General features: G+C 69.0%; 15 protein-coding genes and 1 pseudogene. 5 read left to right on the forward strand and 11 right to left on the reverse strand.

What is annotated here, in order from left to right; genetic code table 11:
- Positions 1 to 91: 91 nt before the first annotated feature.
- Both ACZZZQ_RS04815 and ACZZZQ_RS04820 read right to left on the reverse strand, forming a co-directional pair.
- Positions 92 to 658 (reverse strand): DNA-3-methyladenine glycosylase I, encoded by a 567-nt coding sequence (locus ACZZZQ_RS04815; protein ID WP_053098659.1) that lies wholly within the window; start codon positions 656 to 658, stop codon positions 92 to 94.
- A 58-nt stretch (positions 659 to 716) separates the two neighbouring features.
- Complete coding sequence (locus ACZZZQ_RS04820; RefSeq protein WP_198032370.1) at positions 717 to 1,373, reverse strand: GntR family transcriptional regulator; 657 nt, start codon at positions 1,371 to 1,373, stop codon at positions 717 to 719.
- Positions 1,374 to 1,574: 201 nt separating this feature from the next.
- On the opposite strand from ACZZZQ_RS04820, the gene ACZZZQ_RS04825 reads away from it, so the two are divergent.
- Positions 1,575 to 2,294, forward strand: coding sequence for a GntR family transcriptional regulator (locus tag ACZZZQ_RS04825; RefSeq protein WP_187248890.1), 720 nt, complete (start codon positions 1,575 to 1,577; stop codon positions 2,292 to 2,294).
- Positions 2,294 to 2,968 carry a GntR family transcriptional regulator gene (locus ACZZZQ_RS04830; protein WP_295100767.1) on the forward strand — a complete coding sequence of 225 codons (675 nt, stop codon included), beginning with the start codon at positions 2,294 to 2,296 and terminating at the stop codon, positions 2,966 to 2,968. Before ACZZZQ_RS04825 ends, ACZZZQ_RS04830 begins: the two co-directional genes overlap by 1 nt.
- 147 nt (positions 2,969 to 3,115) lie before the next feature.
- Here the strand turns inward: ACZZZQ_RS04830 and ACZZZQ_RS04835 are convergent, their stop codons facing one another.
- The 7 genes and pseudogenes from ACZZZQ_RS04835 to ACZZZQ_RS04865 all read right to left on the reverse strand — a co-directional run bounded on the left by ACZZZQ_RS04835 (position 3,116) and on the right by ACZZZQ_RS04865 (position 17,737).
- Positions 3,116 to 4,162 (reverse strand): NAD(P)-dependent alcohol dehydrogenase, encoded by a 1,047-nt coding sequence (locus tag ACZZZQ_RS04835; RefSeq protein WP_463507020.1) that lies wholly within the window; start codon positions 4,160 to 4,162, stop codon positions 3,116 to 3,118.
- Positions 4,163 to 4,294: 132 nt separating this feature from the next.
- On the reverse strand, positions 4,295 to 6,364 hold the full coding sequence (locus ACZZZQ_RS04840) for an acyl-CoA dehydrogenase family protein (protein WP_056276610.1): 2,070 nt from the start codon (positions 6,362 to 6,364) through the stop codon (positions 4,295 to 4,297).
- Between the two features lie 150 nt (positions 6,365 to 6,514).
- The gene (locus ACZZZQ_RS04845; RefSeq protein WP_463507021.1) at positions 6,515 to 7,759 is read right to left on the reverse strand and encodes an HTTM domain-containing protein; all 1,245 of its coding nucleotides are present in this window, start codon (positions 7,757 to 7,759) and stop codon (positions 6,515 to 6,517) included.
- Complete coding sequence (locus ACZZZQ_RS04850) at positions 7,756 to 8,562, reverse strand: DUF5819 family protein (protein WP_463507022.1); 807 nt, start codon at positions 8,560 to 8,562, stop codon at positions 7,756 to 7,758. Before ACZZZQ_RS04850 ends, ACZZZQ_RS04845 begins: the two co-directional genes overlap by 4 nt.
- A gap of 83 nt (positions 8,563 to 8,645) precedes the next feature.
- On the reverse strand, positions 8,646 to 14,345 hold the full coding sequence (locus ACZZZQ_RS04855; RefSeq protein ID WP_463507023.1) for a choice-of-anchor G family protein: 5,700 nt from the start codon (positions 14,343 to 14,345) through the stop codon (positions 8,646 to 8,648).
- A 331-nt stretch (positions 14,346 to 14,676) separates the two neighbouring features.
- Positions 14,677 to 16,436: pseudogene (locus ACZZZQ_RS04860) on the reverse strand (glycoside hydrolase family 3 protein).
- A gap of 2 nt (positions 16,437 to 16,438) precedes the next feature.
- On the reverse strand, positions 16,439 to 17,737 hold the full coding sequence (locus ACZZZQ_RS04865) for an MFS transporter (protein WP_056276597.1): 1,299 nt from the start codon (positions 17,735 to 17,737) through the stop codon (positions 16,439 to 16,441).
- Positions 17,738 to 17,874: 137 nt separating this feature from the next.
- Between ACZZZQ_RS04865 and ACZZZQ_RS04870 the strand changes: the two genes are divergently transcribed.
- Complete coding sequence (locus tag ACZZZQ_RS04870) at positions 17,875 to 19,146, forward strand: TetR/AcrR family transcriptional regulator (RefSeq protein WP_320489722.1); 1,272 nt, start codon at positions 17,875 to 17,877, stop codon at positions 19,144 to 19,146.
- Between the two features lie 13 nt (positions 19,147 to 19,159).
- Here ACZZZQ_RS04870 and recQ read toward each other — a convergent pair whose 3' ends face one another.
- Positions 19,160 to 21,220 (reverse strand): DNA helicase RecQ, encoded by a 2,061-nt coding sequence (gene recQ / locus ACZZZQ_RS04875; RefSeq protein WP_053098647.1) that lies wholly within the window; start codon positions 21,218 to 21,220, stop codon positions 19,160 to 19,162.
- A gap of 90 nt (positions 21,221 to 21,310) precedes the next feature.
- Between recQ and ACZZZQ_RS04880 the strand changes: the two genes are divergently transcribed.
- Positions 21,311 to 21,628 carry a GNAT family N-acetyltransferase gene (locus tag ACZZZQ_RS04880; protein ID WP_056276588.1) on the forward strand — a complete coding sequence of 106 codons (318 nt, stop codon included), beginning with the start codon at positions 21,311 to 21,313 and terminating at the stop codon, positions 21,626 to 21,628.
- Positions 21,628 to 22,545: a pirin family protein gene (locus ACZZZQ_RS04885; RefSeq protein WP_463507024.1), complete on the forward strand. Its 918-nt coding sequence runs from the start codon at positions 21,628 to 21,630 to the stop codon at positions 22,543 to 22,545. Before ACZZZQ_RS04880 ends, ACZZZQ_RS04885 begins: the two co-directional genes overlap by 1 nt.
- A gap of 137 nt (positions 22,546 to 22,682) precedes the next feature.
- Here ACZZZQ_RS04885 and ACZZZQ_RS04890 read toward each other — a convergent pair whose 3' ends face one another.
- Positions 22,683 to 25,718, reverse strand: a complete 3,036-nt coding sequence (locus ACZZZQ_RS04890) for a S8 family peptidase (protein ID WP_463507025.1) — start codon at positions 25,716 to 25,718, stop codon at positions 22,683 to 22,685.
- Positions 25,719 to 25,883: the final 165 nt, after the last annotated feature.

The following is a 25,883-nucleotide window of genomic DNA, read 5'->3' on the forward strand; positions in this document are numbered from 1 at the left end:
AGTATATCGAGGGTGTGGACGATCCCGAAGGCGGGCGGTCGCCCCTCCGCTCGCCCCCGACACGGCGGGCGCGCCCAGCACGCCTCGGTGGTCAGGCGCGCCAGCACCCGACGACATGATCGTCGACCATGCCCGCGGACTGCATGAGCGCGTACATCGTCGTCGGACCCACGAATCGGAAGCCGCGACGACGCAGTTCCTTGCTCATCGCCGTAGACTCCGGCGTCACCGCCGGAACATCCGCGAACGATGCGGGCCGCGGTCCCGATGCCGGCGCGAACGACCACATCAGCTCATCCAGCTCGCCGTCTGCCATCGAGCGCACGATTCGGGCGTTGCCGATGGTGGCCTCGATCTTCGCCCGGTTGCGGATGATCCCCGCATCCGCCATGAGCCGCTCGACGTCGGATCGGTCGAACTCGGCGACCCGCTCGGGCTCGAAGCCGGCGAAGACCTCGCGGAACCGGGGGCGCTTGCGCAGGATGGTGATCCACGAGAGCCCCGCCTGAAACCCCTCGAGGGCCATCTTCTCGAACAGCGCCCGGTCGCCGTGAAGCGGGGTGCCCCACTCCTCGTCGTGATAGCGGCGGTATTCGGCGTCGTCGCCCACCCACCCGCATCGGTCGCGGAGGTCGGGGCCGGCGATCAGAGACGTCATGAGCCCACGCTAGCCGCCGCCACCGACACGGCGGGTGATCCCGGCTCTCCTGCCGGGACTACGCAGCGGCCTCTGCGGGGCCGGATCCGAGCGCGTCGATGAACGACGTCGAGAACCCGTCGAGAGCTTCGCGCGCCGCGGCAGCATCCTGTCGTTCGATGGCGGCGAGGGCCGCGGAGAGGAGACGGCGGCGGGAGGCCCGATCCGTGTCGAGATCGATGCCGTGGTGGCGGGCCGTCTGCGGATCCACGAACAGCCGCAGCGGGTCGATGTGGTCGCGGGCGAGGCGGGGGCCCAGACGGCCGAGCTCCCGCGAGATGAGGATCTCGGAGAGCTCGAGGTAGCCGAGCAGCTCGCAGGTCTCGTCCGCCAGTCGCGTCGACTGCTGGTGCGTGCGCACGGGCGGGCCGATGCAGCTCTTCTCGACGATCAGGCGACCGACGACGTGGGCGCGCTCGATCATGTCAGCGCGCGACCACTCCGCCACACGAGTTCCGGCGCTCGGAGACACCTGGACGAACCGCATCTCGACAAGCCGTTGCAGCGCCTCGCGCACCGGCGTCCGGGAGACGGCCCACGCGTGGGCGAGCAGATCGAGCCGCAGTCGCTGGCCGGGCGGGATGCGGCCGCTCACGATCTCGGCGAGCAGGCGCTCGTATGCGAGACCGCTGAGAAGCTGCGGGCGCAGTTGGTCCTCGAGGGAGCCCATGGGCATGATCACATCGCTCTCATCAACTAACATATTGGATGATTAGAGGATGACATAAGTGAGCCGCGGACACAAATCATCTGATATTTCAATGCTCCGGCACCCTGCCTGAAGTCGTCGCCTCATCCACCGAGAGCCAGGGCATGGGTATATATTGCGGGCGATTGATATATCAGGTACCCAGATGATTCCGACTAGCATTGACCCATGCCTGTGCCCAAGACCCCGGCGCAAATGCCCCGAAAGCTGCTGCGCGACCAGATCTTCGACACGCTTCTGGATGCCATCGTCGCCGGTGACCTGGCCGCAGGGGAGCCGATCTCCGACAAGCAGCTCGAGAGCTGGTTGGGCGCCTCGCGCACGCCGATCCGGGAGGCGGTGAACCGGCTCGCCGGCATGGGGCTGATCGAAGTGCTTCCTCAGAGGGGCACCCGCATCGCACCTCTCGATCCCACGAGGTTCGCAGAGGAGATGGAGATGCTCGGCGTCGTGTACTCGGCGACGGTGCGCGAGGCTGTCCCGCTCCTCACCGACGCGGACCGGACGCAGATCGCCGACCTGCACACGACGGTGAGCCGGACCTCGAACGCCCTCGAACGCGCACGGATCGTGAACAACCTGATGAACGTGTTCGTCGACCGCTACCGCAACACCCTCGTTCAGCGCATCCGCGAGAAGTCGGTGCCGCACGTCACCCGGATGATCACCGCTCGACCCGGCGCACTCGACGCGACCGACACATCGGCCGCGCTCGACGCACTTGCCTCCGCCGCCGCCACAGGGAACGCGGATGCCGCAGCCCTGGCCGCACAGGCGTACTTCACTGCAGGGGCCGCAAGCGTGCAGGCACGAGATGCGGCCGAATCGAGCCCGCAGGTCGCTGCTGGCGCCGATACAGCTGAGCGGCGCGGAAGCGAGGACGCGTGATGCCCACGAGGGACACACCTCCGCCGCGGCGGCTGCTTCGCGACGAGGTCTACGACACGATCCTCGGGGCGATCCTCGACGGGACGTTGGAACCCGGGGAAGTTCTCCACGACGAGGAGCTCATGACGTGGCTCGGGTCGTCCAGAACCCCGATCCGCGAGGCGCTCAATCGACTCGCCGAGGAGGACGTCGTCGAGTTGGTGCCGCACCGTCACACCCGGGTGGCCCCGGTGAACGTCGCGGCGATCAACGAGAGCCTGTTCGTGATCGGAGTGATCCACGAGCACCTTGCCCGCACCACCACCGCCGACCTCGCGGATGCGCATATCGCCGACCTGCGTCGCGAGCTGGCGCATGTCGAGGATGCGGTGGATGCAGATGACGCGGCCGCTCTCGGACGAGCGATCCGCCGGTATTTCCTCGTCGTCGTCCGCGCCGCGACGAACTCCGTGCTGCGAGCGAAGGCCGAGACCCTGTCGCTGCAGCTGGTGCGCTTCCTCACGCCTCGCGAGAACCTCGTCACGCCTCTCCAGGCGCGCGATTTCATCCGCGCGATCACTGCAGCGGCCGAAGCCCGTGACGGCGAACGAGCCGGAGATCTGATCCACGAGCTGCACGCCGCGACGCGCAGCAACTTCCTCGAGTACTACCGCGAGCCGGATCCCGCGAACTGAGCGCGGCTACGGCTACGGCTACCGCGCCGCCCTGCCGCACAGGCCCAGCATCACCCCGGCCCACACCGCCGCAGCCACTGCGCGAACGGTCCCAGGAGAGAAACCGACGGGGGTCCCCGGGGCGTGCCCGAGGACCCTCTCCGGCACTCAGTCGGCGATGGTCGCGGCGTCGATCACGAAGCGATAGCGCACGTCAGAGGCGAGCACGCGCTCGTACGCCTCGTTGATCTGCGATGCGCTGATGATCTCGATCTCGGCTGCGATGCCGTGTTCGGCGCAGAAATCGAGCATCTCCTGGGTCTCCTGGATGCCGCCGATGTTGGACCCCGCGAGCGATCGACGCCCGCCGATCAGAGACGAGACGTTCACTGAGAGCGGTTCTGCGGGGGCTCCCACGCAGACCATCGACCCGCCCACGTCGAGCAGACCGAGGTAGGCGCGGAGGTCGACGACCGCGCTGACCGTGTTGAGGATGACGTCGAACGACCCGCGCAGCGAGCGGAACGTCTCGGGATCGCTCGTCGCATAGTAGTGATCGGCACCGAGACGGAGGCCATCATCCTTCTTGCTGAGCGTCTGCGACAGCACGGTGACCTCTGCTCCGAGAGCGTGCGCGATCTGCACGCCCATGTGGCCGAGTCCGCCGAGGCCGACGACCGCCACGCGCGTGCCGGGTCCGACGTTCCAGTGCCGCAGCGGGGAGTACGTGGTGATTCCTGCGCAGAGCAGGGGTGCCGCGACGTCGAGCCCGAGCGCGTCGGGGATGCGCACGGCGAAGGACTCGGTCACCACGACCTGCTCGGAGTATCCGCCCTGAGTGACGCTGCCGTCACGGTCGGTGCTGCCGTAGGTGAAGATCGCACCGTTGGAGCAGAACTGCTCGTCGCCGCGCAGGCAGTTGCGGCATTCTCCGCACGAGTTCACGAGACAGCCGACGCCGACCCGATCGCCGAGGGCGTACTTGGTGACATCCGAACCGATAGCCGCGACGGTTCCGGCGATCTCGTGTCCGGGTGCGAGCGGGTACTGCTGCGGCCCCCAGTCTCCGCGCACCGTGTGGATGTCGGAGTGGCAGATGCCGGCGAACGCGATGTCGATCAGGATGTCGTTCGGGCCGAGCTCGCGGCGCTCGATGACGGTCTTCTCGAGCGGTGCGGCCTCGCTGGGTGCGGCATAGGCGGTGACGCGGGTCATCTCGGACTCCTCTGATCGGTGCGGATGGGACAGATCGACACTACTCGCGCCCTCCTCTGCGGCACCTGACCGCCCACGACGAAGGCCGGGACCACTGATCCCGGCCTTCGTCAGCGGAGCGACGAGGAAACCTCAGCGCTTCGCGTTCTTCTTGAGCGCCTTCTCCAGCACAGGGGCGTCACCGGATGCCGCGAGCGCCGCGTAGTACTCCCGAGCCTCGTCCTGCCGCACGCGCTCGGCGCCGGAGGCGATGGGCGCCCGGACGTGCTCCGGCTCGTAGCCGAACGCGTCGACCAGGTCGAGTGCGTACGGACGGAGCCTGGCGCACAGACGGTCGATGTATCGCGAGACCGCGGCGGCGCGCTGCGTCGAGAGACGCCCGTGGATGAGGTGCCAGGCGAGGTGCTTCTCGATGAGCTGCAGACCGAAGAGGTCGCGCAGCCACGTGAGCACCTTCTTGGTGTCGGCGTCGTCGACGCGGTGGACGGCATCCGTGAACGCCTCCCACTGCAGCAGCTCACCGTGCGCACGGGCCGCCTCGATCAGCTCGGCCTGATTCTCGTTGAACAGCTTCGCGCCGAGGGCCTTGTCCTTGCCCGCCGGACGCAGCCGGCCGGCGATGTCGGCGACCATCTGCTGCACGCGCTCGGCGAGCAGCTGGTGCTGCTGCTCCTCACGCAGACCGTTCTCGACCGAACGCGAGACCTGACCGAGGTCGACGACCGACTGGCCGAACTGACGAAGGCCTGCGCCGTGGAACAGCTTGCCGGCGGTCATGCCTACGGCGAACTTGGCCAGGGCCGCAGCATCCTTGCCGGTGAACTGCTTGGCGTAGTCGGTGAGCAGCCGCTTGCCGACCAGCTGGAGGAGCACATTGTTGTCGCCCTCGAAAGTGACATAGATGTCGAGGTCGGCGCGAAGTCCCACGAGACGGTTCTCGAACATGAAGCCCGCTCCGCCGCAGGCCTCGCGAGCCTCCTGGAGGGTGTCGAGCGCGTGCCAGGTCGACAGCGGCTTGAGGGCTGCCGCCAGGGTCTCGAGGTCCTCACGGTCATCAGGGGTGTCGATGCGGCCGGAGAACACGCCGTCGAACTTCTGCAGGAACTCGTCGTGCGCGAAGATCTGCGCGTAGGTCGTCGCCAGGCGCGGCAGCAGGCGGCGCTGGTGCTTGCCGTAGTCCATGAGCACGACCTCCTGGCCGTCTGCTCCGTCGAACTGGCGGCGCTGCGTCGCGTAGGTGATCGCGATCTTCAGCCCGAGAGCCGAAGCCCACGACGCGGCGCCGTCGAGCGAGACCCGTCCCTGCACCAGCGTGCCGAGCATCGTGAAGAAGCGGCGACCGGGGCTGTCGATCGCGCTCGAGTACGTGCCGTCGGCCGCCACATCGCCGTACTTGTTCAGCAGGTTCGTGCGGGGGATGCGGATGTGGTCGAAGCTGAGGCGGCCGTTGTCGATGCCGTTGAGCCCGCCCTTGAGCCCGTCGTCCTCACGACCGATGCCGGGAAGATCGACGCCGTCTTCGCCGCGCAGCGGCACGTAGAAGCAGTGCACCCCGTGGTTCACGCCGTTCGTGATCAGCTGAGCGAACACCGTCGCCGCCACGCCGTGCAGCGCCGCGTTGCCGAGGTACTCCTTCGTCGCGCCGCGGAACGGCGTGTTGATCACGAACTCCTCGGTGCTCGGGTCGTACGTGGCGGTGGTGCCGACCGCTGCCACATCGGAGCCGTGCCCGATCTCGGTCATCGCGAAGGCGCCGGGGATCGAGAGATCCATGACACCGGGCAGCCACTTCTCGTGGTGCTCGGCGGTGCCGAGCTGCAGGATGGCGGAGCCGAACAGCCCCCACTGCACTCCCGACTTGATCTGCAGACTCGGATCGGCGACGACGAGCTCCTCGAAGCCGGCGATGTTGCCGCCGTTGTTGTCTTCTCCGCCGAGTGCGGTCGGGAATGCCCGGTGCACTGCCTTGTTCTCGACGAGCAGGTGCAGCTGGCTGAGCACACGCTCGCGGTGCTCGTCCTTGCTCAGCGCGTCATCGCGCCAGAACGCCGAATCCTTGATCAGCTCGCGCGCCTCGCGGCGCGTGTCGGCCCAGGTGCCCATCAGCAGATCGGTGACCCGGGCGACATCGAACCTCAGGTTCGCATCTGCGCTGTCGGTGTGCGGGCGAGTCGTCTTCGGACGGACGGCGGCGTCGACCATGAGCGTTCCTCTCAGAGGGAAGTAGGGATACTCCCATGGTAGGTCTGCCACAACCAGGAGCGAACTGCTGTGTGCGCATCCTCCAACAAGCTCCCGGGACGGCGCCCGGTCGGATTGTCGTCAGACCACAGTCTCAGCCCAGCCGCAGTCTCAGGCCTCGACGCGTGCGGGCGTGGGAGGCGCGGTCTGCGCCTGCTCCCACCGCCGTCTCGTCCCTTCGCTCAACCGCGCCCACGTCCGATCGCGGATGAAGATCGAGTCGATCGCGATCATCGTCAGCGAGAACCACGGCAGCCCCATCAGCACGCCGATGCCGATGTGGAAGGAGAGGATGCCGATGAGGCCGATCAGCCGAGTGGGCCGCGTGAGCAGCATCAGCGGGAACGCCACCTGCAGGATGATCGAACCCCAGGTCGCCGCGACGACCATCGGGCCCCAGGTCGTGACCAGGTCGCTGAGCACCGGCCACGTGCCGAACCGAGCGGTCTGCAGCGGGTTGTACACCGCGTAGCCCTCTTCCCAGGGCGCACCTCCCGCCTTGTAGAGAGCACCCGACGCGTACACGAAGCACACCTGCGCGGTCAGCGCCACGAGGGCCAGATTGTGGAAGACCGTTCCCAGGAGGGCGGGCTGGCTTCCCGGAGCGAACCACTCCCCCTTCTTGGCGCGACGTCTGGCATCGATCGACCAGCGAGCGGCCGGGTCGGCGAAGAACAGCAGAAGCAGCGCGATGCGGAACATGTTGTCGCCCTGATCGCCCACCATGTCGTTCGCCTCGATGAACCCGACCCAGAGGCAGAAGAACACCGGGAGGACGATCCGGAAACGCCAGCCGAGGACGAACAGCACCGCCAGCACGCCGAGCAGCAGATAGAGGGCGGTGTAGAGCGCGTCATTGCCCATCGCGGCATGGAACGCGCTGAAGATCCAGATCTTCGGGAACTCGCTGACGGGTTCGGCGAGTTCGCCGTTCCACGCCGACCCCGAGCCGAACGTATAGAGACGAGTGCTGAAGTTCGACGCGAGCAGGCCGATCGCCGTGACGCCGAAGAGGATGCGGGTGACCGCGAGACCGTAGAGGGCCTTCTTGCCGTTGAAGAGCCAGTCCCCCACGAACGCGGAGATCCGGTCGATCGCCGAGAGGACCATCGACCACAGTCCGCCGATCATCGACGAGGCGAAGCTCAGCAGGCGGGTCACGAAAGACCGGGGAGGCGGGGCGGCAGGCGCACCCGAAGGCGCGGGCATGCGCGGCGGCGAAGGCTCGGGGGCAGAGGCGGGTGGAGCGGATGCCGGAGCGGGCGCCGTCACGGTCGACCGCCCGGCAGCATCCTTCTTCCGGTTGCGGTTCGCGGCGCCGTTCGTCTGGGGCGCGGTCTTGGTGGGCGCGCTCACGGCTGGATCCTCTCGAACTGGGCGCGGAAGGTGTTCGCGAAGTTCTCGCGACTCTGCCCTTCCTCTTCTATAGGCAGGCGCCACCCGGTGGTCGAGAACGTGGGGTCGGGGCGCTGCGCGCTCGGATCGTTGCGATCCGCATAGGGCACCACGTTCTGGCGGCTCACGCGGTACTGGACCTTGATGACGGAGTCGGCGCCCCAGATCGCATAGGCCACCTGGGTGGCGTAGGCGGTGGAGAGGTGCTCTTCCGCCATGTACGCGTCGGTCGACGGGTTGTCGCCCTCGAGTTCGTCGAAGGAGCGCACCATCCACTCCTCCCAGCCATCCTCGGCGAAGTCGAGCCCGACGACGGCCTTCTGGTCGTCGTCCAGCTTGTTGTAGGCGTTCATCTGGCCGCTCGCGACCTCGCTCGACTGGATCCCCGCTCGGGGCGGGAAGAGGTTGTAGCGGATCATCGAGAGCTCGACGTCGGTGGCGCTCACCCACCCGGTCTCGATCTCCTCACCGTCCTTCTCGATGACGGCACGCACGTTGAAGTGGTAGTCGCCGTTGATGGGCTCGGGCGCGAAGACGCTCCACGACTGACCGAACATCGGCAGTATGTACCCGGCGAGGACTTCTTGCGTGGGGATCTCGCGGAGCGCCGAGTACGGAGCGATCCACAGGAACGACGCCCCCACGTGCCACAGGGTGAGCAGACACGCGGCGAACGCGATGAGCTTCACCCACCAGGTCGGGCGCGGTCGAGGGGCGGTCGCGGCGACCGCCGCATCCTGCACTTCGGGTGAGGTCTCAGTCATCGTGCCCATCCACATCCTTCTCACCGCTGAAGGTCGGGGCCGCCGCAGCGACGGCCCCGACCTCTCAGCGTTCCTGCACTGCGTTACTCCGTCTGGACGAGCGGCCGTCTGGAACGCGCGACCCTCGTCATTCCGAGTCCGAGCATCAGCAGCAGAGCCGCCAGCGCGATCCACCCGCCCTGGATCTCACCACCGGTGGTGGCGAGGCCCGTGGCCACGACCTGGAACGAGGCCGACACGCTGCCGGAGGTCGCTCCGGTCAGTGTCACGGCGTGGGTTCCGAGGTCGGTGCCGGAGGGGATCGTCCAGGTGAAGGTGACCGTGCCCTGCGCATCGGCGACCTGGGTGCCCAGTGCGATCGGCTCGGACGTCATCACACCGGTGACGGACTCGCCGGGCTGGAACCCGGTGCCGACCGCCGTCTGCTTCTCTCCGCGCTCCAGAACCGGGACCTTGATCGTGATGGCGATCGGTCCGGTCGGGTCGGCTGCCGCGTCTGCAGACGCCGAGGCCTCAGCAGTCGCCGAGGCGGATGCCTCGGCAACAGCCTCAGCGGAGGCATCAGCCGCCGCCGACGCGGACGCCGTTGCCGACGACGAGGCGTTGGCCGCCGCGGCCGCCGACGCGTTCGGATCAGCGTCAGCCGAAGCCGATGCGTCAGCCGCACTCGTCGAGGTCGCGTCGTTCTGCGCCGACGCCTGCGCCGCTGCCGCGGAGGCGGCCGACGCGTTCGCATCCGTCGTGGCCGTGGCCGACGCGTCTGTGGATGCGTCGTCCGTCGCCGCCGCAGACGCGGCCGCATCAGCCGTCACGTCAGCCGCCGCCGAAGCGGAGCTCGTCGCATCGGCCAGAGCCGCAGCGACAGCCGCCGCCTGCGCCGCCGCGTTGCTGTCGTCATCAGCCTGAGCCGACGCCGCAGCGGATGCCGAGGCGTTGGTGTCGACCTCAGCCGACGGGTCGGCCGCAGCCGAGGCATCAGCCGTAGCCGCAGCGTCAGCCGTGGTCGCAGCGGAAGCCTCGACCTCTGCCTCAGCGGAAGCGTCAGCCGCCGCCGTCGCGGACGCCGTGGCCGACGACGAGGCGTTGGCCGCCGCGGCCGCCGACGCGTTCGGGTCGGCATCTGCCGCCGCGGACGCGTCAGCCGCACTCGTCGAGGTCGCATCGTTCTGCGCCGCCGCCTGAGCGGCCGCTGCAGCAGACGCGTCCGCATCCGTCGTGGCCGTGGTCGACGCGTCCGTGGATGCGTCGTCCGTCGCCGCCGCAGACGCGGCCGCATCAGCCGTCACGTCAGCCGCCGCCGAAGCGGAACTCGTCGCATCGGCCAGAGCCGCAGCGACAGCCGCCGCCTGAGCCGCCGCGTTGCTGTCGTCATCAGCCTGAGCCGACGCCGCAGCGGATGCCGAGGCGTTGGTGTCGACCTCAGCCGACGGGTCGGCCGCAGCCGAGGCATCGGCCGTGGCGACTGCATCGGAAGATGCGTCGGTCGATGCACTGGCGATCGCCGCCGCGCTCGAGTTCGATGCTGCGCTCGTCGAGGCGTCCGATGTCGCCGAGGCCTCAGCCGCGGTATCCGCCGTCGCGTCGGCCAGCGCCGCAGCCTGAGCCGCTACCGCCGCACCGGCGTTCGCCTCCGAGGTGGCGTCCGCCGTGGCTGCCGTGGACGATGTCGCCGTCGCCGCCGACTCCGCCGCAGCCTCAGCCGTCGGGTCAGCCGCAGCCGATCCCTCTGCCGTGGCGTCCGCGAACGCCGCCGCCTGCGCGGCCGCTTCAGCGATCGCGTCGGTCGATGCATCGGCGTTCGCCGACGCGGATGCCGACGCCGCCGCGTTCGTGTTGGCCGCAGCCTCGGACGAGGCATCCGTCGACGAGTCGGCGATGGCCGCCGACTCCGACGACGACGCCGAGTTCGACTCCGCCGCCGTCGATGCATCCGCGTTCACGTCATCCGACGCGTCGGCCTGGGCCGCCGCCTGCGCAGCAACTGCCGCCGAGGCGTTGGCCGTCGAGGTGGCATCGGTCGTCGCGGCCGACGAGGCATCCGGCGTCGCCGCCGCATCCGCCGCCGAGGTGGCGTCCGAGGTCGCCGCCGCTGAGGCCGCCGACGTCGCGTCTGCGAGGGCCGCGGCCTCAGCCGCCGCCTGCGCCGACGGGTCGCCGTCTGCGGTCGCGTCAGCCGAAGCGGATGCCGATGCAGCCGCGTTGGTGTTGACGTCACCCGGGTCGCCCGCGGTCACCTCGGTGGTGTCCGTGTCGCTGGACGCGCCGGATGTCGCGGTGAGCAGGTAGCCCGCGCCGGGCTCGGCATCAGCCGGAACCGGGTAGTTCTCCGTGAACGCACCGAACTCGTCAGTGGTCGCGATGACCGGGCCTCCGATGTCCGCTCCCCCGCCTGGCGCGGTGAGCTGCAGCGACACGGTGGAGTTCACCGGCCAACCCGTGCCGGTGACGGCGAGGTTGGTACCTGCCGGAACCGACGAGGCCGCGTCGACGACGACCGGAGCAGCCGTCACCTCGGTCGTGTCGGTGGCTGTCTGCGTGCCCGCGCTCGCGGTGACCGTGTATCCGGTGCCCGCGGGAGTTCCCGCCGGCACCGGATAGTCGATCGCGAAGCCGCCGAGAGCACCGGTCGTCACCGTCTGGGGCGTGCCGATGACCGCACCACCGGGGGCTGTCAGCTGCACGGTGACCTCGGTGTCGGCCGGCCACTCCGCACCGGTGATCGCCAGGTCCGTGCCGGCCTCGACGGTCGCGGCCGCGTCGACGGTCGCCGCTGCGGTCACCTCCGTCGTGTCGGTCGCCGTCTGCGTGCCGACGGTCGCGGTGATCGTGTAGCCCGTGCCCGGCGTCGCCGAGGCGGGAACCGGGTAGTCGAGCGTGAACCCGCCGTCGCCATCGGTCGTGACCGTCTCAGGACCGCCGACGGTCGCTCCGCCCGGAGCGGTCAGCTGCACCGAGACCTCGGTGTTCGCCGGCCAGCCGGTGCCGGTGACGGGAAGGCTCGTGCCCGCCTGCACCGTGTCCGCGGCATCCACCGCTGCCGCGGCGGTCACCTCGGTCGTGTCCTCAGCCGTCTGGCCGCCGACCGTCGCGGTCACGGTGTACCCCGTGCCCGGGGTCGCCGACGCGGGAACCGGGTAGTTCAGCGTGAACCCGCCGTCGCCATCGGTCGTGACCGTCTCGGGACCCCCGACGTCAGCGCCGTCCGGGTCCGTCAGCTGCACCTCGACGACGGTGTCGGCCGGCCAGTTCGCACCGGTGATGGGGAGAGAGGTTCCCGCCTGCACCGTGTCGGCCGCATCCACCGCAGCGGCGGCCGTCACCTCGGTGGTGTCGATCGCCGTCTCGGCGCCAGCGGTCGCGGTGACCGTGTAGGCCGTGCCGGGCGTCGCCGATGCGGGCACCGGGTAGGAGAGCGTGAACTCACCGTCGCCGTTCGTCGTGACCGTCTCGGGGCCACCGACGTCCGCGCCTCCGCCCGGAGCCGTCAGCTGCACCGAGATCTCGGTGTTCGCCGGCCAGTTGGAGCCGGAGACCGCGAGATCGGTGCCTGCCTGAACGGTCGGCGCCGCATCGATCGAGGCGACCGGAGCGTTCGTCACCTCGGTGGTGTCCGTCGCCGTCTGCGCGCCCAGCGTCGCGGTGACCGTGTAGCCGGTTCCCGCAGGAGTTCCGGCCGGAACGGGGTAGCCGAGCACGAAGGCACCCGACCCGTCCGTCGTGACGAGCTCGGGGCCGCCGATGTTCGCGCCGCCGCCGGGAGCGGTCAGCTGCACCGAGATCTGTGTGTTCGCGGGCCAGTTGGTGCCCGAGACGCCGAGGTCGGTTCCGTCCTGCACGGCAGGTGCCGCATCGATCGCTGCCGCGGCGGTCACCTCGGTGGTGTCCGTCGCCGTGCTGGTGCCGTCGGTCGCCGTGACGATGTAGCCGGTGCCGGGCACGGTCGAGGCCGGGATGAAGACCGTGCCGGTGAAGTTGCCCGACGCGTCGGTGGTCACCGGCGCTGATTCGTTGACCGGGGTTCCGTCCGGTGCTGCCACCTGGATCGTCACCTGGGTGTTGGCCGGCCAGCCGGAGCCGGTGACCGGAAGATCGGTTCCGGCCTGCACGGTGGTTGCGGCGTCGATAGCCGCGACTGCCGCCGCCGCTGCCTTGACGGTCGACGACGCGAGATCGAGTTCGACCCCTCCGCCCACGGCCGGGAGCAGATCGATGGCGAGCGCCCGCACGGTGAAGCTGTCACCGGGGATGTCTCCCGGCTCGGACTGCTCGTTGATCGTGATGGTCGCGATGCCGGACAGCACGCCCTGCAGCACGGGGTCCAGCGTCGAGAGCACGGGGCCGGTGACCGCTGCGAGGGCCGGCTGGACGAGCGGGATGACGCTGGTCAGCGCGGTGTTCACTAGAGGGCCGGTGGTCGTGGTGACCGCCGTGGTCACAGCGCTCACCACCGGGTTGAGCAGCGCACCGATGTTGAGCCCGGCGAGCGAGATGTCGGTGGTCACCGTCGGAACCGGCGTGGCCGTGCCCGCGAACTGAGCGAGCGAGCCGGCGATCGTGACATCGCCGGAGACCAGGTCGATCCCGGTGAGCGGGTTGGTGAGATCCACCCCGACGGTGAGCGTGACCGCCAGCGAGTCGAGGGTGGAGTCGAGGATGGTCGCGACCTTGCCGTTGAGGCTGTTCGGGTGCGTTCCGGTCAGAGCAGAGGTGATCCCCTGCTGGATGGCGGCGATCGTCGTCGCAGACAGCACAGGGGTGTTCGCGGGAAGCGAGTTGAGGTCGGCTCCTGCGCCCGTCTCCACGAGGATCTGAGCGAGGTCGACCGAGATCGTCCCGTCGCTCAGGTCGACGAGCACCGAGCCCGTGGTGTTCTCGAGCGGCTCCGTCAGGAGCTCCGTGACGACCGTCGCCCCGACTGTGTCGAGGCCGGCGATAGCGACCGTTCCGCCCGTCGCCTCGAAGGCGGCGACGAGGGGCACATCCGGAATCGCGTTGATCGTGTCGACCACGGTCGTGACGAGCCCGGTGAGCGCTCCGCCGGGACCGGCGAGGTCGCTGACCGGGGTCACCGTGCCCTGGATGGCCGTGCCCAGAGTGGTCGCGAGCCCCGCGACCAGGTTGCTGTGCAGGTCGAGGTCCAGGCCAGCGATGCGGTATTCGGAGCCGGCGACGCCGGCGTTCGACTCCGCCCGCGATGCGAGGGCTCCGATGCCGACCGACGCTTCGTCGAGGACGGCGTCGGTGAGACCGGCGACGCTGAGCTGGTCGAAGAGATCGGTGAGTTCGAGGGTGGCGGGGTTGACGCTTCCGTCGATCGCCCCCGCGTCGATCGCACCACCGGAGGTGATCGCGCCGGAGGACGCGATCGACTGGGTCTGCGTGGGTGAGGAGCTGAAGCTCTGCGCGCCCCCCAGATCGCCCAGCTGCAGCAGACCGGGCGACGTGCCGTCGGTCAGCAGCGGCACGTTGAGCGTGCCCACGTCGATGCTGAGCGCCTCGAGCACGTCGAGGTCGAGACCGCCGAGCTCAGGGCCGACCGCGGCCGGGTTGCTCGTCAGCGTGTGCCCGAGTGCGGCGACGTCCAATCCGCCGAGCAGGTCGGCCGGCAACTGGATGATCTGTCCCTGCGCGACCGACGGATCGTTCGGATTCGCGTCATCGAGCGCATTCGCCGCCGTCGGTACCAGTGCACCCGCAAGGATCATCGCGCCGACGGTCACGCCGGCGATGCCTCCCCCGATGGCTCTGCGTCGCCGCAGAGTCTTCCCCTCCAAGAATTCCATTCGCCTCTCCCGTGATGCAGATGTTCCGCGTCACAAGGCCCTCCCCAGGCGTCGACAGGTGCCGACCGAGCGCATGTCCAGACAGTATTGCCGGATCGAGAATGTTAAGTCCAGCGATTGTCCAGTGATCTTTCAGGAAACGTCATCAGATGAGACATTTCGTCATCGGTCATTGAGACCTGCCCACAGGTCTGTCGGCGAGGACGTCTTTTCCAGGACGAATAGGAGGGGTCCAGCGCACTCCGCGCAGGCGCGACACGCACTCCGGCCACACGACGAAACCGCCCCGCAGACCGAGGTCTGCGGGGCGGTTCAGGGCGTGAAGCGAGGGCTACAGAGCGAGCCCGTCGCCGAATCGGAAGAGCGGATCAGCGGTGTCGAACGGCACATCGGGTCGCGAGGCGACGACCGCGGTCATCGACCTCGGCAGGTCGAACGGGAGCCTGCCCTGCGCGCTCGCGACGCCGCTCAGCACATCGAGCAGCGCCGCCCCTGAGACCCCCAGTTGACGGTGACGGCCGCCGCACCGGCCACGATCGGTTCGAGAATGGGCGGTCGATCGGCGAGCACATCGACCACGGTCGGCACGGCTCCGGCGATGGCGGCGACATGCGCGAGCACCTCGTCGGAGAACTCGAGCGACCCCGCATGGAAGAAGTTCTCGAAGGTCGTGTCGCGCTGCTCGAACGGCGCCTGGAGACGGAGGATCGCCAGGTCGGCCTCGTCGACGGTCGCCACGACGTCGCCGTACGCGGCTGCGACGGATGGTTCGATCCCCTCGACGTAGAGCTTGATCCCGGGGGCGAAGGGCAGCGAGCCATCGTTCGTCAGCACGGTCACGGAGGCGCGCTGGGCCGCCTCTCCCGCGGCGCGGAACTCCGCGCTGCCGACGATCTCGTCCGCCGCGTCCTCGTCGACGAACGGGTTCTCGAAGAGCCCGAGCTCGAACTTCTCCCGCAGGATCCGTCGCGCGGAGAGGTCGAGCCTCTCCTCCGAGACCGAGCCCTCGGCGACCAGCCCGAGCAGCAGTTCGGGGCAGTCCTCGCCACCGAACTGATCGACACCCGCATCGAGCACCTTGAGCATCCGCTCTCGCGGCGTCAGATGCTCCACGCCCCAGGCGCGGGCAGGGAACGGCTGGCCGAAGATCTCCGCATCGTTGATCAGACCCCAATCGGTGCACACCAGGCCGTCGAAGCCGAATCGCTCGCGCAGCAGCCCGGTGATCACCGACCTGTTGAAGCCGAACCCGACCTCCTCGTACTCGGTGCCGACGGGCATGCCGTAGTACGGCATCATCTGACGCGTGCCGGCGGCCAGTGCATCCTCGAAGGGCTTGAGGTGCAGGTCGAACGCACCCCCGGGATACACCTGCTCCCGCCCGTACGGGAAGTGCGGGTCCTCGCCGTCGAGCTGCGGCCCGCCGCCGGGGAAGTGCTTGGTCATGGTCGAGACCGATCCGGGACCGAACGAGTCGCCCTGGAACCCGCGGATATATGCCGCTCCCAGAATGCCCGTCAATTCGGGGTCCTCTCCGAACGTCGCCGTCTGCCGCGCCCACCTCGGTTCGGTGGCGAGGTCGACCTGCGGGTGAAGGGCGACGCGCAGGCCGACAGCCGTATATTCCTGACGAGCGATATCTGCGAACCGTTCGACCAGCTCGGGGTCACGGGTGGCTGCGAGACCCAGGGTCTCCGGCCATTGCGAGAACGGTCCGGCGAGGATCGACGCCCCGGGATTCTCGCTGAACGAATGCCGCGGGTCGGTCGACAGCGTGACCGGGATGCCGAGCCGGGTCGAGGCCGCCAGCCGCTGCAGCTCGTTCTGCCAGGCGGCTATCTCTCGCCCGGTGGGCGCCGCCCCCAGCAGGTTGAAGTGCGTCATGTTCTTGAGGTCGATGAACTCGCGGGCGCTCGGTGTGCCGAAGATCGGGTTCGCCTCATCGAGGTCTCCGATCGCGATCATCGTGTGGAAGAACAGTCCGGCCTTCTCCTCGACGGTCATCTCGTCGAGGAGGAGCTGCACTCTCTCATCGACCGGCAGGGCCGCGTCGAGCCACGGTCGGGCAGTGGTCACGTCGGTGTCGGTCATGGTCACTTGACTCCCTTGATGCGGTAGACGAGAACGGCGCCGGCGAGTGCGACGAGCGCTCCGAAGAGGTACCAGGTCGTGTAGCCGCCCAGCGGCGTCGCGGCGCCGAGAGCGATGATGCTCGGCGCGATGGCCGGGGCGATCGACTGGGGAAGGGCGTTGGCGATGTTGAGCACGCCGAGGTCCTTCGCCACGTCGTCGGGGTTGGGCAGCACTTCGGTCGCCAGCGCGAGATCGACCGACAGGAACGACCCGGCACCGAGTCCGATGATGGCCTGAGCGACGATGACGACGGCGATCGACGGAGCGATCGCGAGGATGACGAGGCCCACGACCATGATGACGCCGGCGATCGCGACGAACGGCCGGCGCTTGCCGATCTTGTCGGAGAGGAATCCGCCGAGCGGCGCGGAGATAGCCATCGCGGCCATGGAGGCGAGGTTGGCGATCAGGATCGTGCCGACTGCGCCCTGCTCGTCGAGCTGGAACTTGGTCACCAGGTAGAGCGGCAGGAAGGTGGCGATGCCCGCGTAGCCGAACATCACGAAGAACTTCGTGAGCCAGGTCCATCCGAAGTCGGGGTGCTTGCGGGGGTTGAACACGAACGAGCCGAAGAACGTGCCGACCGTGAAGCGCGTGGCGGGCTTCTCGGTGAGACGACGGTCCTTGAGGGTGAGCACGAACACGATGACGAGGATCAGCGCGATGGCACCGGGGACGAAGAAGCGCTCGAAGTCGCCGGGGAGGAAGTTGACGATGAAGCTGCCGGCGAGGATGCCGATGGGGGTCGTGATGCCGATGATGCCCGACACCTTGCCACGGCTCGAGACCGGCACCTGATCGGGCAGGGTCGCGTTGGCCGCCGCGAGCACGGCGTTCATGGATGCCTGCACGAGGCACCACGCGAGAAGAACGACGAGCACCGAGGTCGCGGCGCCGATGATCGCGAAGCCGCCGAGACCGACGATCGCGCCGCCGAGGATCCAGGGGCGGCGCATCCCCCACCGCGAGGTCGTGCGGTCGGAGAGGCGACCGACGAGGGGATTCGCGACGAGCGCGAAGGCCGCACCGACACCCATCACCAGTCCGAGGCTCGCCTCAGTGTTGGTGGGGTCGAGCCGCTGGATCTTGAAGGCCATCGACACCATCACCGGGGTGAGCAGGGCGAGGTAGACACCGAAGTTCACGGCGGCGAGTCCGGGGGTGTAGCCACGGGGCGTCTTCAGCGGGGTGGTGCCGGGAACTTTGAAACCGGTCGTTCCTACGGCGGCCGCGGTGGCGGCCGATGACAGCTCTGTCACGGGTGGATCCTTTCGGGCAAGGTGCGCCGGTCATCTGCGACACGACGTGAGGATGACAATACCGGAATATCGACCGATTGGTAAGTGAATGTCTACCGATTGGTAATGAGAGAGAATGAGAGGGAAGGGTGGACGGGATGACGACAGCAGCCACGACGGGCTCGCGCCAGGCGCGCGCCGCGGCCACGCGTCAGCGGATCGTGGACGCGGCCCGAGAGCTCTTCGTCTCGAACGGATACCGTTCGACGTCCCTGCGCGACATCGCCGCCGCGGCATCCGTGAGCCATCCGGGGCTGCTCGGACACTTCGCGTCGAAGGACGACCTGCTCGCCGAGGTCGTCGCCGGTTTCGAGGACGACAACGAACGGGCATTCGACCTGCTCGCTGCGGCATCCGATTCCGGTGAACTGATCTTCGCGGACGTGGCTCGACGCAACGCGCGCACCCCCGGCTACCTCGAGCTCTTCGCCGCACTCACCGGGGAAGCATCCGCCTCCGGACACCCGGCGCACGAGCGGATGCGCCAGCGGTATGCACGCCTGCACCGCCTCAGCACGGATGTCCTCGAAGATGCGGCGCTGCATGGGACGATCGGCGCCGACCGCGACGTCGCGGACGAGTCCGTGCGTCACAGCGCGGGCTGGGACGGGCTGCAACTGATCTCTCAGTATCTGCCTGAGCGGGTCGACGTCGTGCAGATGCTCGAGGAGCGCGAAGCCCTGTGGGCACTGCCCTACGGGTGGCGGGATGCCGACAGCCCCGACCCTTCTCCGACCGCTGCCGGCCCCCTGCCGCCTGTGTTCGGAGAGCCCGCCGTCGACGACTCCCCGGGATACGAGGTGGGACGGCGCCGCCGCGCGCAGATCCTCGCCGACGCCTCACGCCTGTTCTCCCAGGACGGCTACGGGGACACCAGTCTTCGGGACATCGCTCAGGCTGTCGGCGTCTCGAAGTCCACTCTGCTCCACCACTACCCGTCGAAGGAACTACTGCTCAGCGCGGTGCTCTCCGAGCGCGACAGCGCGATCCGTGTGCGCAGCGAGTCCACCCATGCCGAGCGAGCCGCCGACGCGCTGCGCGCGATCCCGCTCGGAGCACGTGTGAGCGCACTCGACGAGCCCGGCCTCATCGAGGTCTACGCGGTGCTCTCCTGCGAAGCGGTGCCGGCCATGCACCCTGCGCACGACTACTTCGCCACGCGGTTCTCCCAGGCGATCGACTACTTCACCGAGCTGTTCCGTCTCGCCCGCATCGACGGCGATCTGCCCGAGCACCGCGACCCCGAGCACGAGGCGATCTGGCTGATCGCCCTGTGGGACGGCCTGCAGTACCAGTGGCTCTACGACCGCGGGGCCGTCGACGTCGGCGCCCACCTGCGCGCGCATCTCGAAGACGTGCTGCCGAGCTGAACGGCGCCCTGCGTCAGCCGGCGGCGATGACGGTGAGCACTCCCTCGCCGTAGGCATCCCGCTTCTTGGCGCCGATCCCCGTGATCCCGTCGAGGTCGGCCAGCGAAGCCGGACGATGCTCGGCGAGCGCACGCAGCGTCGCATCGCCGAAGACGATGTACGCCGGAACGCCCTGCTCGCGCGCCGTCTCGGCGCGCCACGCCCGCAGCGCCTCGAAGAGCGGGCGGTCGGACTGATCGAGCGCGTCCGCCGCACTCGCCTTGCGTGCCCGCGGCGACGAAGCGGGGCGTCCGATCGTGTCCTTGCGCAACGGCACCGGGGTCTCGCCCTTCAGCACGCCGGCCGACTGCTCGCCCGGAGCGAGCGTGCCGTAGTCGCCCTGCGCCACGATGATCCCCCGTGCGAGCAGCTGGCGGACGACGCTGCGCCAGTCCTGGTCGGAGAGGTCGGCGCCGATTCCATAGGTCGCGAGCTTCTCGTGCCCCTGCTGACGGATGCGCTCGGTCGAGGCTCCGCGGAGGATGTCGATCAGATGCCCGGCTCCGAAGGCCTGATTGCGCTCGCGCTTGAGCCGCACGATCGTCGAGAGCAGCTTCTGTGCCGGGATCAGGCCGTCGAAGGTCTCGGTCTCGTCGAGGCACGTGTCGCAGTTGCCGCACGGCTGCGAGTCCTGCCCGAAGTAGCCGAGAAGGTTCTGGCGGCGGCACTCGACCGTCTCGCACAGCGCGAGCATCGCGTCGAGGTGCTGCCCCAGGCGCATCTTGAACGTGCGATCGCCCGGGCTCTGGTCGATCATGCGGCGCTGCTGCACCACGTCGCCCAGGCCGTACGCCATCCAGGCGATCGACGGCTCGCCGTCACGGCCCGCGCGACCGGTCTCCTGGTAGTAGCCCTCGACGGACTTCGGCAGGTCGATGTGAGCGACGAAGCGCACATCGGGCTTGTCGATTCCCATGCCGAAGGCGATCGTCGCGACCATCACGACGCCGTCCTCGCGCAGGAACCGGGACTGGTTCTTCGCGCGCACCTCGGCCGGAAGACCGGCGTGATACGGCAGCGCGTCGAAGCCCTGAGCGGCGAGATAGGTCGCGGTCTGCTCGACGGACTTCCGGCTCAGCGCGTAGACGATGCCGACCGAGCCCTCCGGCTGCGCGCGGATGAACGAGACGAGCTGCTTGCGCGGATCGACCTTGGGCACGATCCGATACTGGATGTTGGGCCGGTCGAAGCTGGCCACGTAGTGCTGGGCGGCGTCGAGACGCAGTCGCTCGGTGAGCTCCTTGTGCGTCGCCCGGGTGGCGGTGGCCGTGAGCGCCATGCGCGGAACACCGGGGAACCGCTCGCCCAGATCGCCGAGTGCGAGGTAGTCGGGGCGGAAGTCATGACCCCACTGCGACACGCAGTGCGCCTCGTCGATCGCGATGACGCTGAGCGTGCCGCGCTGCAGCAGGGCGGTCGTCTGCGGGGAGGACAGCCGCTCGGGGGCGACGTAGATGAGGTCGAGTTCGCCGGCGACGTACGCCCGTTCGACCTCGCGCCGCTCTTCGATCGCCTGGGTCGAGTTGAGATAGGCGGCGTTGACGCCGTTGGCCCGGAGCGCGTCGACCTGGTCGTGCATGAGAGCGATGAGCGGGCTGATCACGAGGCCGGTGCCCTCACGCACGAGTGCGGGTACCTGATAGGTGACGCTCTTGCCGCCGCCGGTGGGCATGAGCACGACAGCGTCACCGCCCGAGATGACCTGATCGACGATCGCGGCCTGATCGCCGCGGAACTCGTCGTAGCCGAAGACCGTATGCAGCGCCTCGGCCGCGGTCGCGTATCGGCTGGGGGCGGCCTGTCGCGCGGCCGTCGCCGTCACCCCGGGAGCAGACGAGCGTGCGGATGACCGCGCGGACGCCGATCCGACCGGTGTCACGGGGCCCTGGCCCCAGTCGAGCGGCGGCTCGTACCCGGCGCCCTGCGGCTCCCAGTCCATCGGCTCGGGCGGCTCGGAGGGCTCCCACCCTGCGCCGTCCCACGGCTCGTCGGCGTAGGGCAGATCCTCGTACGGGTCACGGGGAGTCTGCGGCATCCCTCCAGCGTAACGACCCCCGCCGACGTCGGCCGCGCCTGTGGACACTCAGCGGGCGTAGGTTTGTCGCAGACGCCCGAAGGAGCCCCGATGACCGACATCACCGTCACCCGCAACGACGACGCCTCCCGCTACGAGATCCACTCGGATGAGACGCTCGCCGGCTTCGCCGAGTTCGAGCTGCGTCCGAGCGCGATCCGCTTCATCCACACCGAGATCGACCCCGCGTTCCAGGGTCAGGGACTCGCGGGGATCCTCGCTGAGCGCGCCCTGACGGATGCCGCGGCATCCGGCGACGCGATCGTGCCGCTCTGCCCGTACATCGCGAAGTACCTGACGACGCATGAGATCCCGGGCGCCGAGATCCGCTGGCCGAAGCGGCCCGGCGCTGCTCCGACGGAGGCGTGATGATCGGCGAACGACGCATCGTGCTCGAGCCACGCGAGGTGCCGCTCGGCGGGGTGCGCGGGATGAACGTGCTGCGCGTGCTGCCGCATCGCAACCTCCCGACCATCGGGGCGTGGTGCTTCCTCGACCGGTTCGGCCCCGCCGACACCAGGATGCGGGTCGAACCGCATCCGCACATCGGGCTGCAGACCGTGACCTGGCCGCTGGTCGGAGAGATCCGTCACCGGGACTCGGTCGGCAGCGACGCCGACCTCCGCAGGGGCCAGCTGAACCTCATGACCGCCGGCAACGGCATCTCGCATTCGGAGTACTCGATCGGCGATGATCCGATTCCCCTCGACGCCCTGCAGTTCTGGGTGGTGCTGCCCGAGAGCGCACGGCACGGTGCTGCCGGTTTCGAACGGCACACCGAGCTGCCACAGCTGCCGCTCCCTGCCGACGAGGGTCAGGACGCCACCGCCACCGTCGTCCTCGGCGAGTTCGCCGGCACCTCATCGCCGGCCACCGTGCACACTCCGATCGTCGGCGCGGAGATCCGGATCCCCGCGGGCGCTCGTCTGCACCTGCCCTTGCGTTCGGGATGGGAGCACGGCCTCATGCTCGTCGAGGGTGATGCCGTCGTCGCCACGCACGGGATGTCGTCGAACGACATGCTGTACCTCGGCGACTCGAGGGACTCGGTCGAGGTGTCCAGCACACACGGAGCGCTGCTGTTCCTCATCGGCGGCGAGCCCTTCGAGGACGAGATCGTCATGTGGTGGAACTTCGCCGGACGCACGCACGAGGAGATCGTCGAGGCTCGCACCGAATGGGAGGCGGCCTCCGCGCGGTTCGGTGTCGTCGAAGGGCACGACGTCCGCATCCCCGCTCCGCCTCTTCCCGACGTGCGGCTGATGCCGCGCGGCCGCAAGATCTGACGGCTCTGACTGCGACACCGCGCCCCGCGCGCGACGCGACGCGGCCTCGACGCGGCCTCGACGCGGCCTCGACGATGCGGCGACCGCACGCGCCGGCGCCCCGCGCTCCGAAGAGCACGGGGCGCCGGCGCTGATCGCTACTGCGCGTCGACCGTCACGATCGTGCGCACGGCGGACTCGCCGTACTGCACGAGGCCGAGGTACCGGGTGCCGGCGGTGAGGCCGGTCCAGCTCAGCTCGTAGCTCGTCGCCTGGCCGCGGACGGCCTCGATCGGGTTCGGGGTCGCGGTGAACGCCCCTTCGCCCTCGGGCTGCACGTTGGCGTAGGTCATGTCCCACGTCATCGGGGCCGAGGTCGAGTAGACGTTCGCGACCACCAGGTAGGTGCCCGCCGTCGGAGCCGGGAGTGTGACCTGCTCATCCGCCGAACCGGTCGCCGACTGCCAGCGCTCGTAGTAGCGCAGGTCGTCGGCGCTCACGACCCGGTAGACGGTCAGGTCGAGGTCGCTGCCCGCGTCATCCGACGAGTCGAGGTCGAAGCGCGAGAGCGTCGTGCCCTCCGGCACGTCGACGATCCACGACACGTCCTTGTTCTCATCGCCCGACGCCTCATCGCCCGAGTGTCCGACGACACGGCCGTCGGGGTCCTCCAGCAGGCTGAACGGCGTGAGTCCCGAGAGCCCGAGCGCCAGAGCGCCGTCGACGCCGGGGGTGATCTCGACCGTGGTCGCCCCCTCGACTCCGGTGCCCTCGACCTCGGCCGGCGCGTCGGCCGTCACGGGGAAGACCGCGATCGGCGAGCGCACCGAGTTGCTCTTGCTCGTCCAGGTGAGCGACCCGGTCGCCCACTGCTCGACGGGAGCACTCTGGTTGTCGAACGTGACCGTGTAGGTCGCGGTCTGGCCGGGCTTGGTGAACTTCAGCGTCGAGGGCTCGACGGTCACGTCGACGCCGGGCAGATCGACGGATGCCGTGAACGTGCCCTTCTCGGTCGCCGTCACCGTGCGGGTGACGCTCTGCGCGCTCGCGAGCGATCCGATCGAGAACGATGCGATGTTCAGGTCGCTGCCGTCGATCGGCTCGACGCCGTCGAACTCCGCCAGACCCTTGCCCTCGAGGAACGCGGCCCAGTCGGGCACGTCGTTCAGGTAGAGCAGGCCCGGGTTGAAGTAGCGCTTCGGGTCGACCTGGCCCGCACCCTGCTGGAACGGGTCCTTGTTGGCCGAGCCGTCGGGGTTCACCGTGTCGTAGGCGGTCGTCATCATGGCCGACTTGACCTCAGCCGGCTTCGCGTTGGGACGCTCGCCGAGATACAGCGCCGCGAGACCGGCGATGTGCGGTGACGCCATCGACGTGCCCGACAGGATGCCGAAGGTCGGCGCCTCTCCGGGCCCGTTCTGCGTGGCCGCGAGGATCGCGACGCCGGGGGCTGCGATGTCGGGCTTCATGATGTCGCTGCCGTCGGCGAGCATCGGGCCACGGCTCGAGAAGCCGGCGATCTGGGGCACCGGGGTCACGACACCGGTCGTGTTCTCGCCGACGAGCGTGATCGGGCGATCGGTGCCGCCCTGCACATAGGCGAGCACGGCTGCGCGATGCACGGACGAGAGGTGCACGGTGGGCACCGCGTGGAAGTCGTTGTCGAGCGAGTCCGCACCACCGGGCACGTTCACGAGCACGACGCCCATGCCGCCGGCATCCTTCACGACCTGCGACTTCTCGGCGCGGGCGTTGCCCCCGCGGTCGCAGACCACGATGTGACCCGTGACCTTCGCCGCATCCAGCGTGCCCGGAAGGCACAACGCGGCATCGGCGGCAGCCTGTCCGGCAGCCGGCGCGTCACCCGCGTAGATCGACGGCCCGGTGACAGTCGTGCCGAACGGCACGCTCACCGATGCGCCGGCCTGGGCGAAGCCGTCGAACTGCACGGTGCCCTCCCACGTCGGGATCGTCGATGCCGCGACCGTGGTGTACCAGGGGGAGGCGTGGTCGGCGGTGACGGAGTCGGGACCGTCGTTGCCGGCGCTCGTGGCGACGAAGACGCCGGCTGCCGCCGCGTTGAAGAACGCGATGTCCTCGGGGGCGAGCACGGTGGATGCCGCTCCGCCGCCGATCGAGTAGTTGATCACGTCGACGCCGTCGGCGACCGCCTGGTCGATGGCGGCGATCAGGTCGCTGCCCGCGCAGATGTCGTCGGTGGTGACGGCCTCATCGGGCCCGACGTAGCAGGCCTTGTAGGCGGCGACCTTGGCTCCGGGGGCGACCCCCGAGATCTTGCCGAAGTCGACGTCCTCGATCGAGGCCTTCACGCCGAAGTTGCCGGCCGCCGTGCTCGCGGTGTGCGAACCGTGGCCGTCGCCGTCGCGCGGCGAGAGGTAGTCGTACTGGAAGTCGAATCCGGCCGCCTCGGCGCCGGTGTAGAAGTACTGGGCTCCGATGAGCTTCGACGAGTAGTCGCCCTTGTCCCACTCCTGAGCCTCGACCATCGTGCTCTGGAACTGGCCGCCGTCGGACTTGTCGAAGTAGACGAAGGTGCCGTCGGTGTACGGCTGACCGCCCTTGTGGCGCTTGTCGTTCTTCGGCTGCTTCTTGAGCTTCTTGCCCTCGAAGGAGGGGTGCTCGGGAGCGATGCCCGTGTCGATGACACCCACGACCACGCCCTCGCCGGCCTTGTCGACGCCGCCGGTCTGCTGCCAGACGCCGCCACGCCCCTTCTTGTCATCGCCGAGACCGAGGAAGTCCGTCGAGGTCTGCGCGTCGGGGTGACGGACGAAGTCGGGGTAGACGTCGTACACGTCCTTCGACGCCCGCAGCTTGTCGACCTGCGCGCCCGTGAGCTCGGCGCTGAAGCCGTTGAGCACGACCTGGTAGCTGATCTCGGGAGTGACTCCCGCCTCCTGCGCGACCGTCTGCTGCTCGGCCTCGAGGTGCTGCACGTAGCGCTGCGAATCCTGCGACTGCGTCTCGAGCTGCTCGCCTTCGGCGGGCTTGGTGGCCTTGAGCCCGTTGACGTCGCCGGTGTAGCTCGCGAGCGGATCGGACTTCAGCACGACGATGTAGTGACCGGGCGTGCCGTCGACCGGAGTGGGGTTTGTCACCTCCTCCGTGCCTGCGTAGCCTGCGGTTGCCGTCGATGCGATGAACAGCGTTGCCAGGGTGGTGGCCGCTGCCATCCGGAGGGGTGTTCGACCCATGTGCTTCTCCCGATGATCACGGTGCGACTGCGGTGCCGCACCGCCGTTCAAGCTACGCCCGGCTTCCGTCCACACACCAGGGTCGGGGATTATTCCTGGACGAACGGCCAGCCGTGTCGACAATGGTCGACAGTAGGCTGGAGG

It is taken from the genome of Microbacterium sp. AC132 (genome assembly GCF_979258525.1).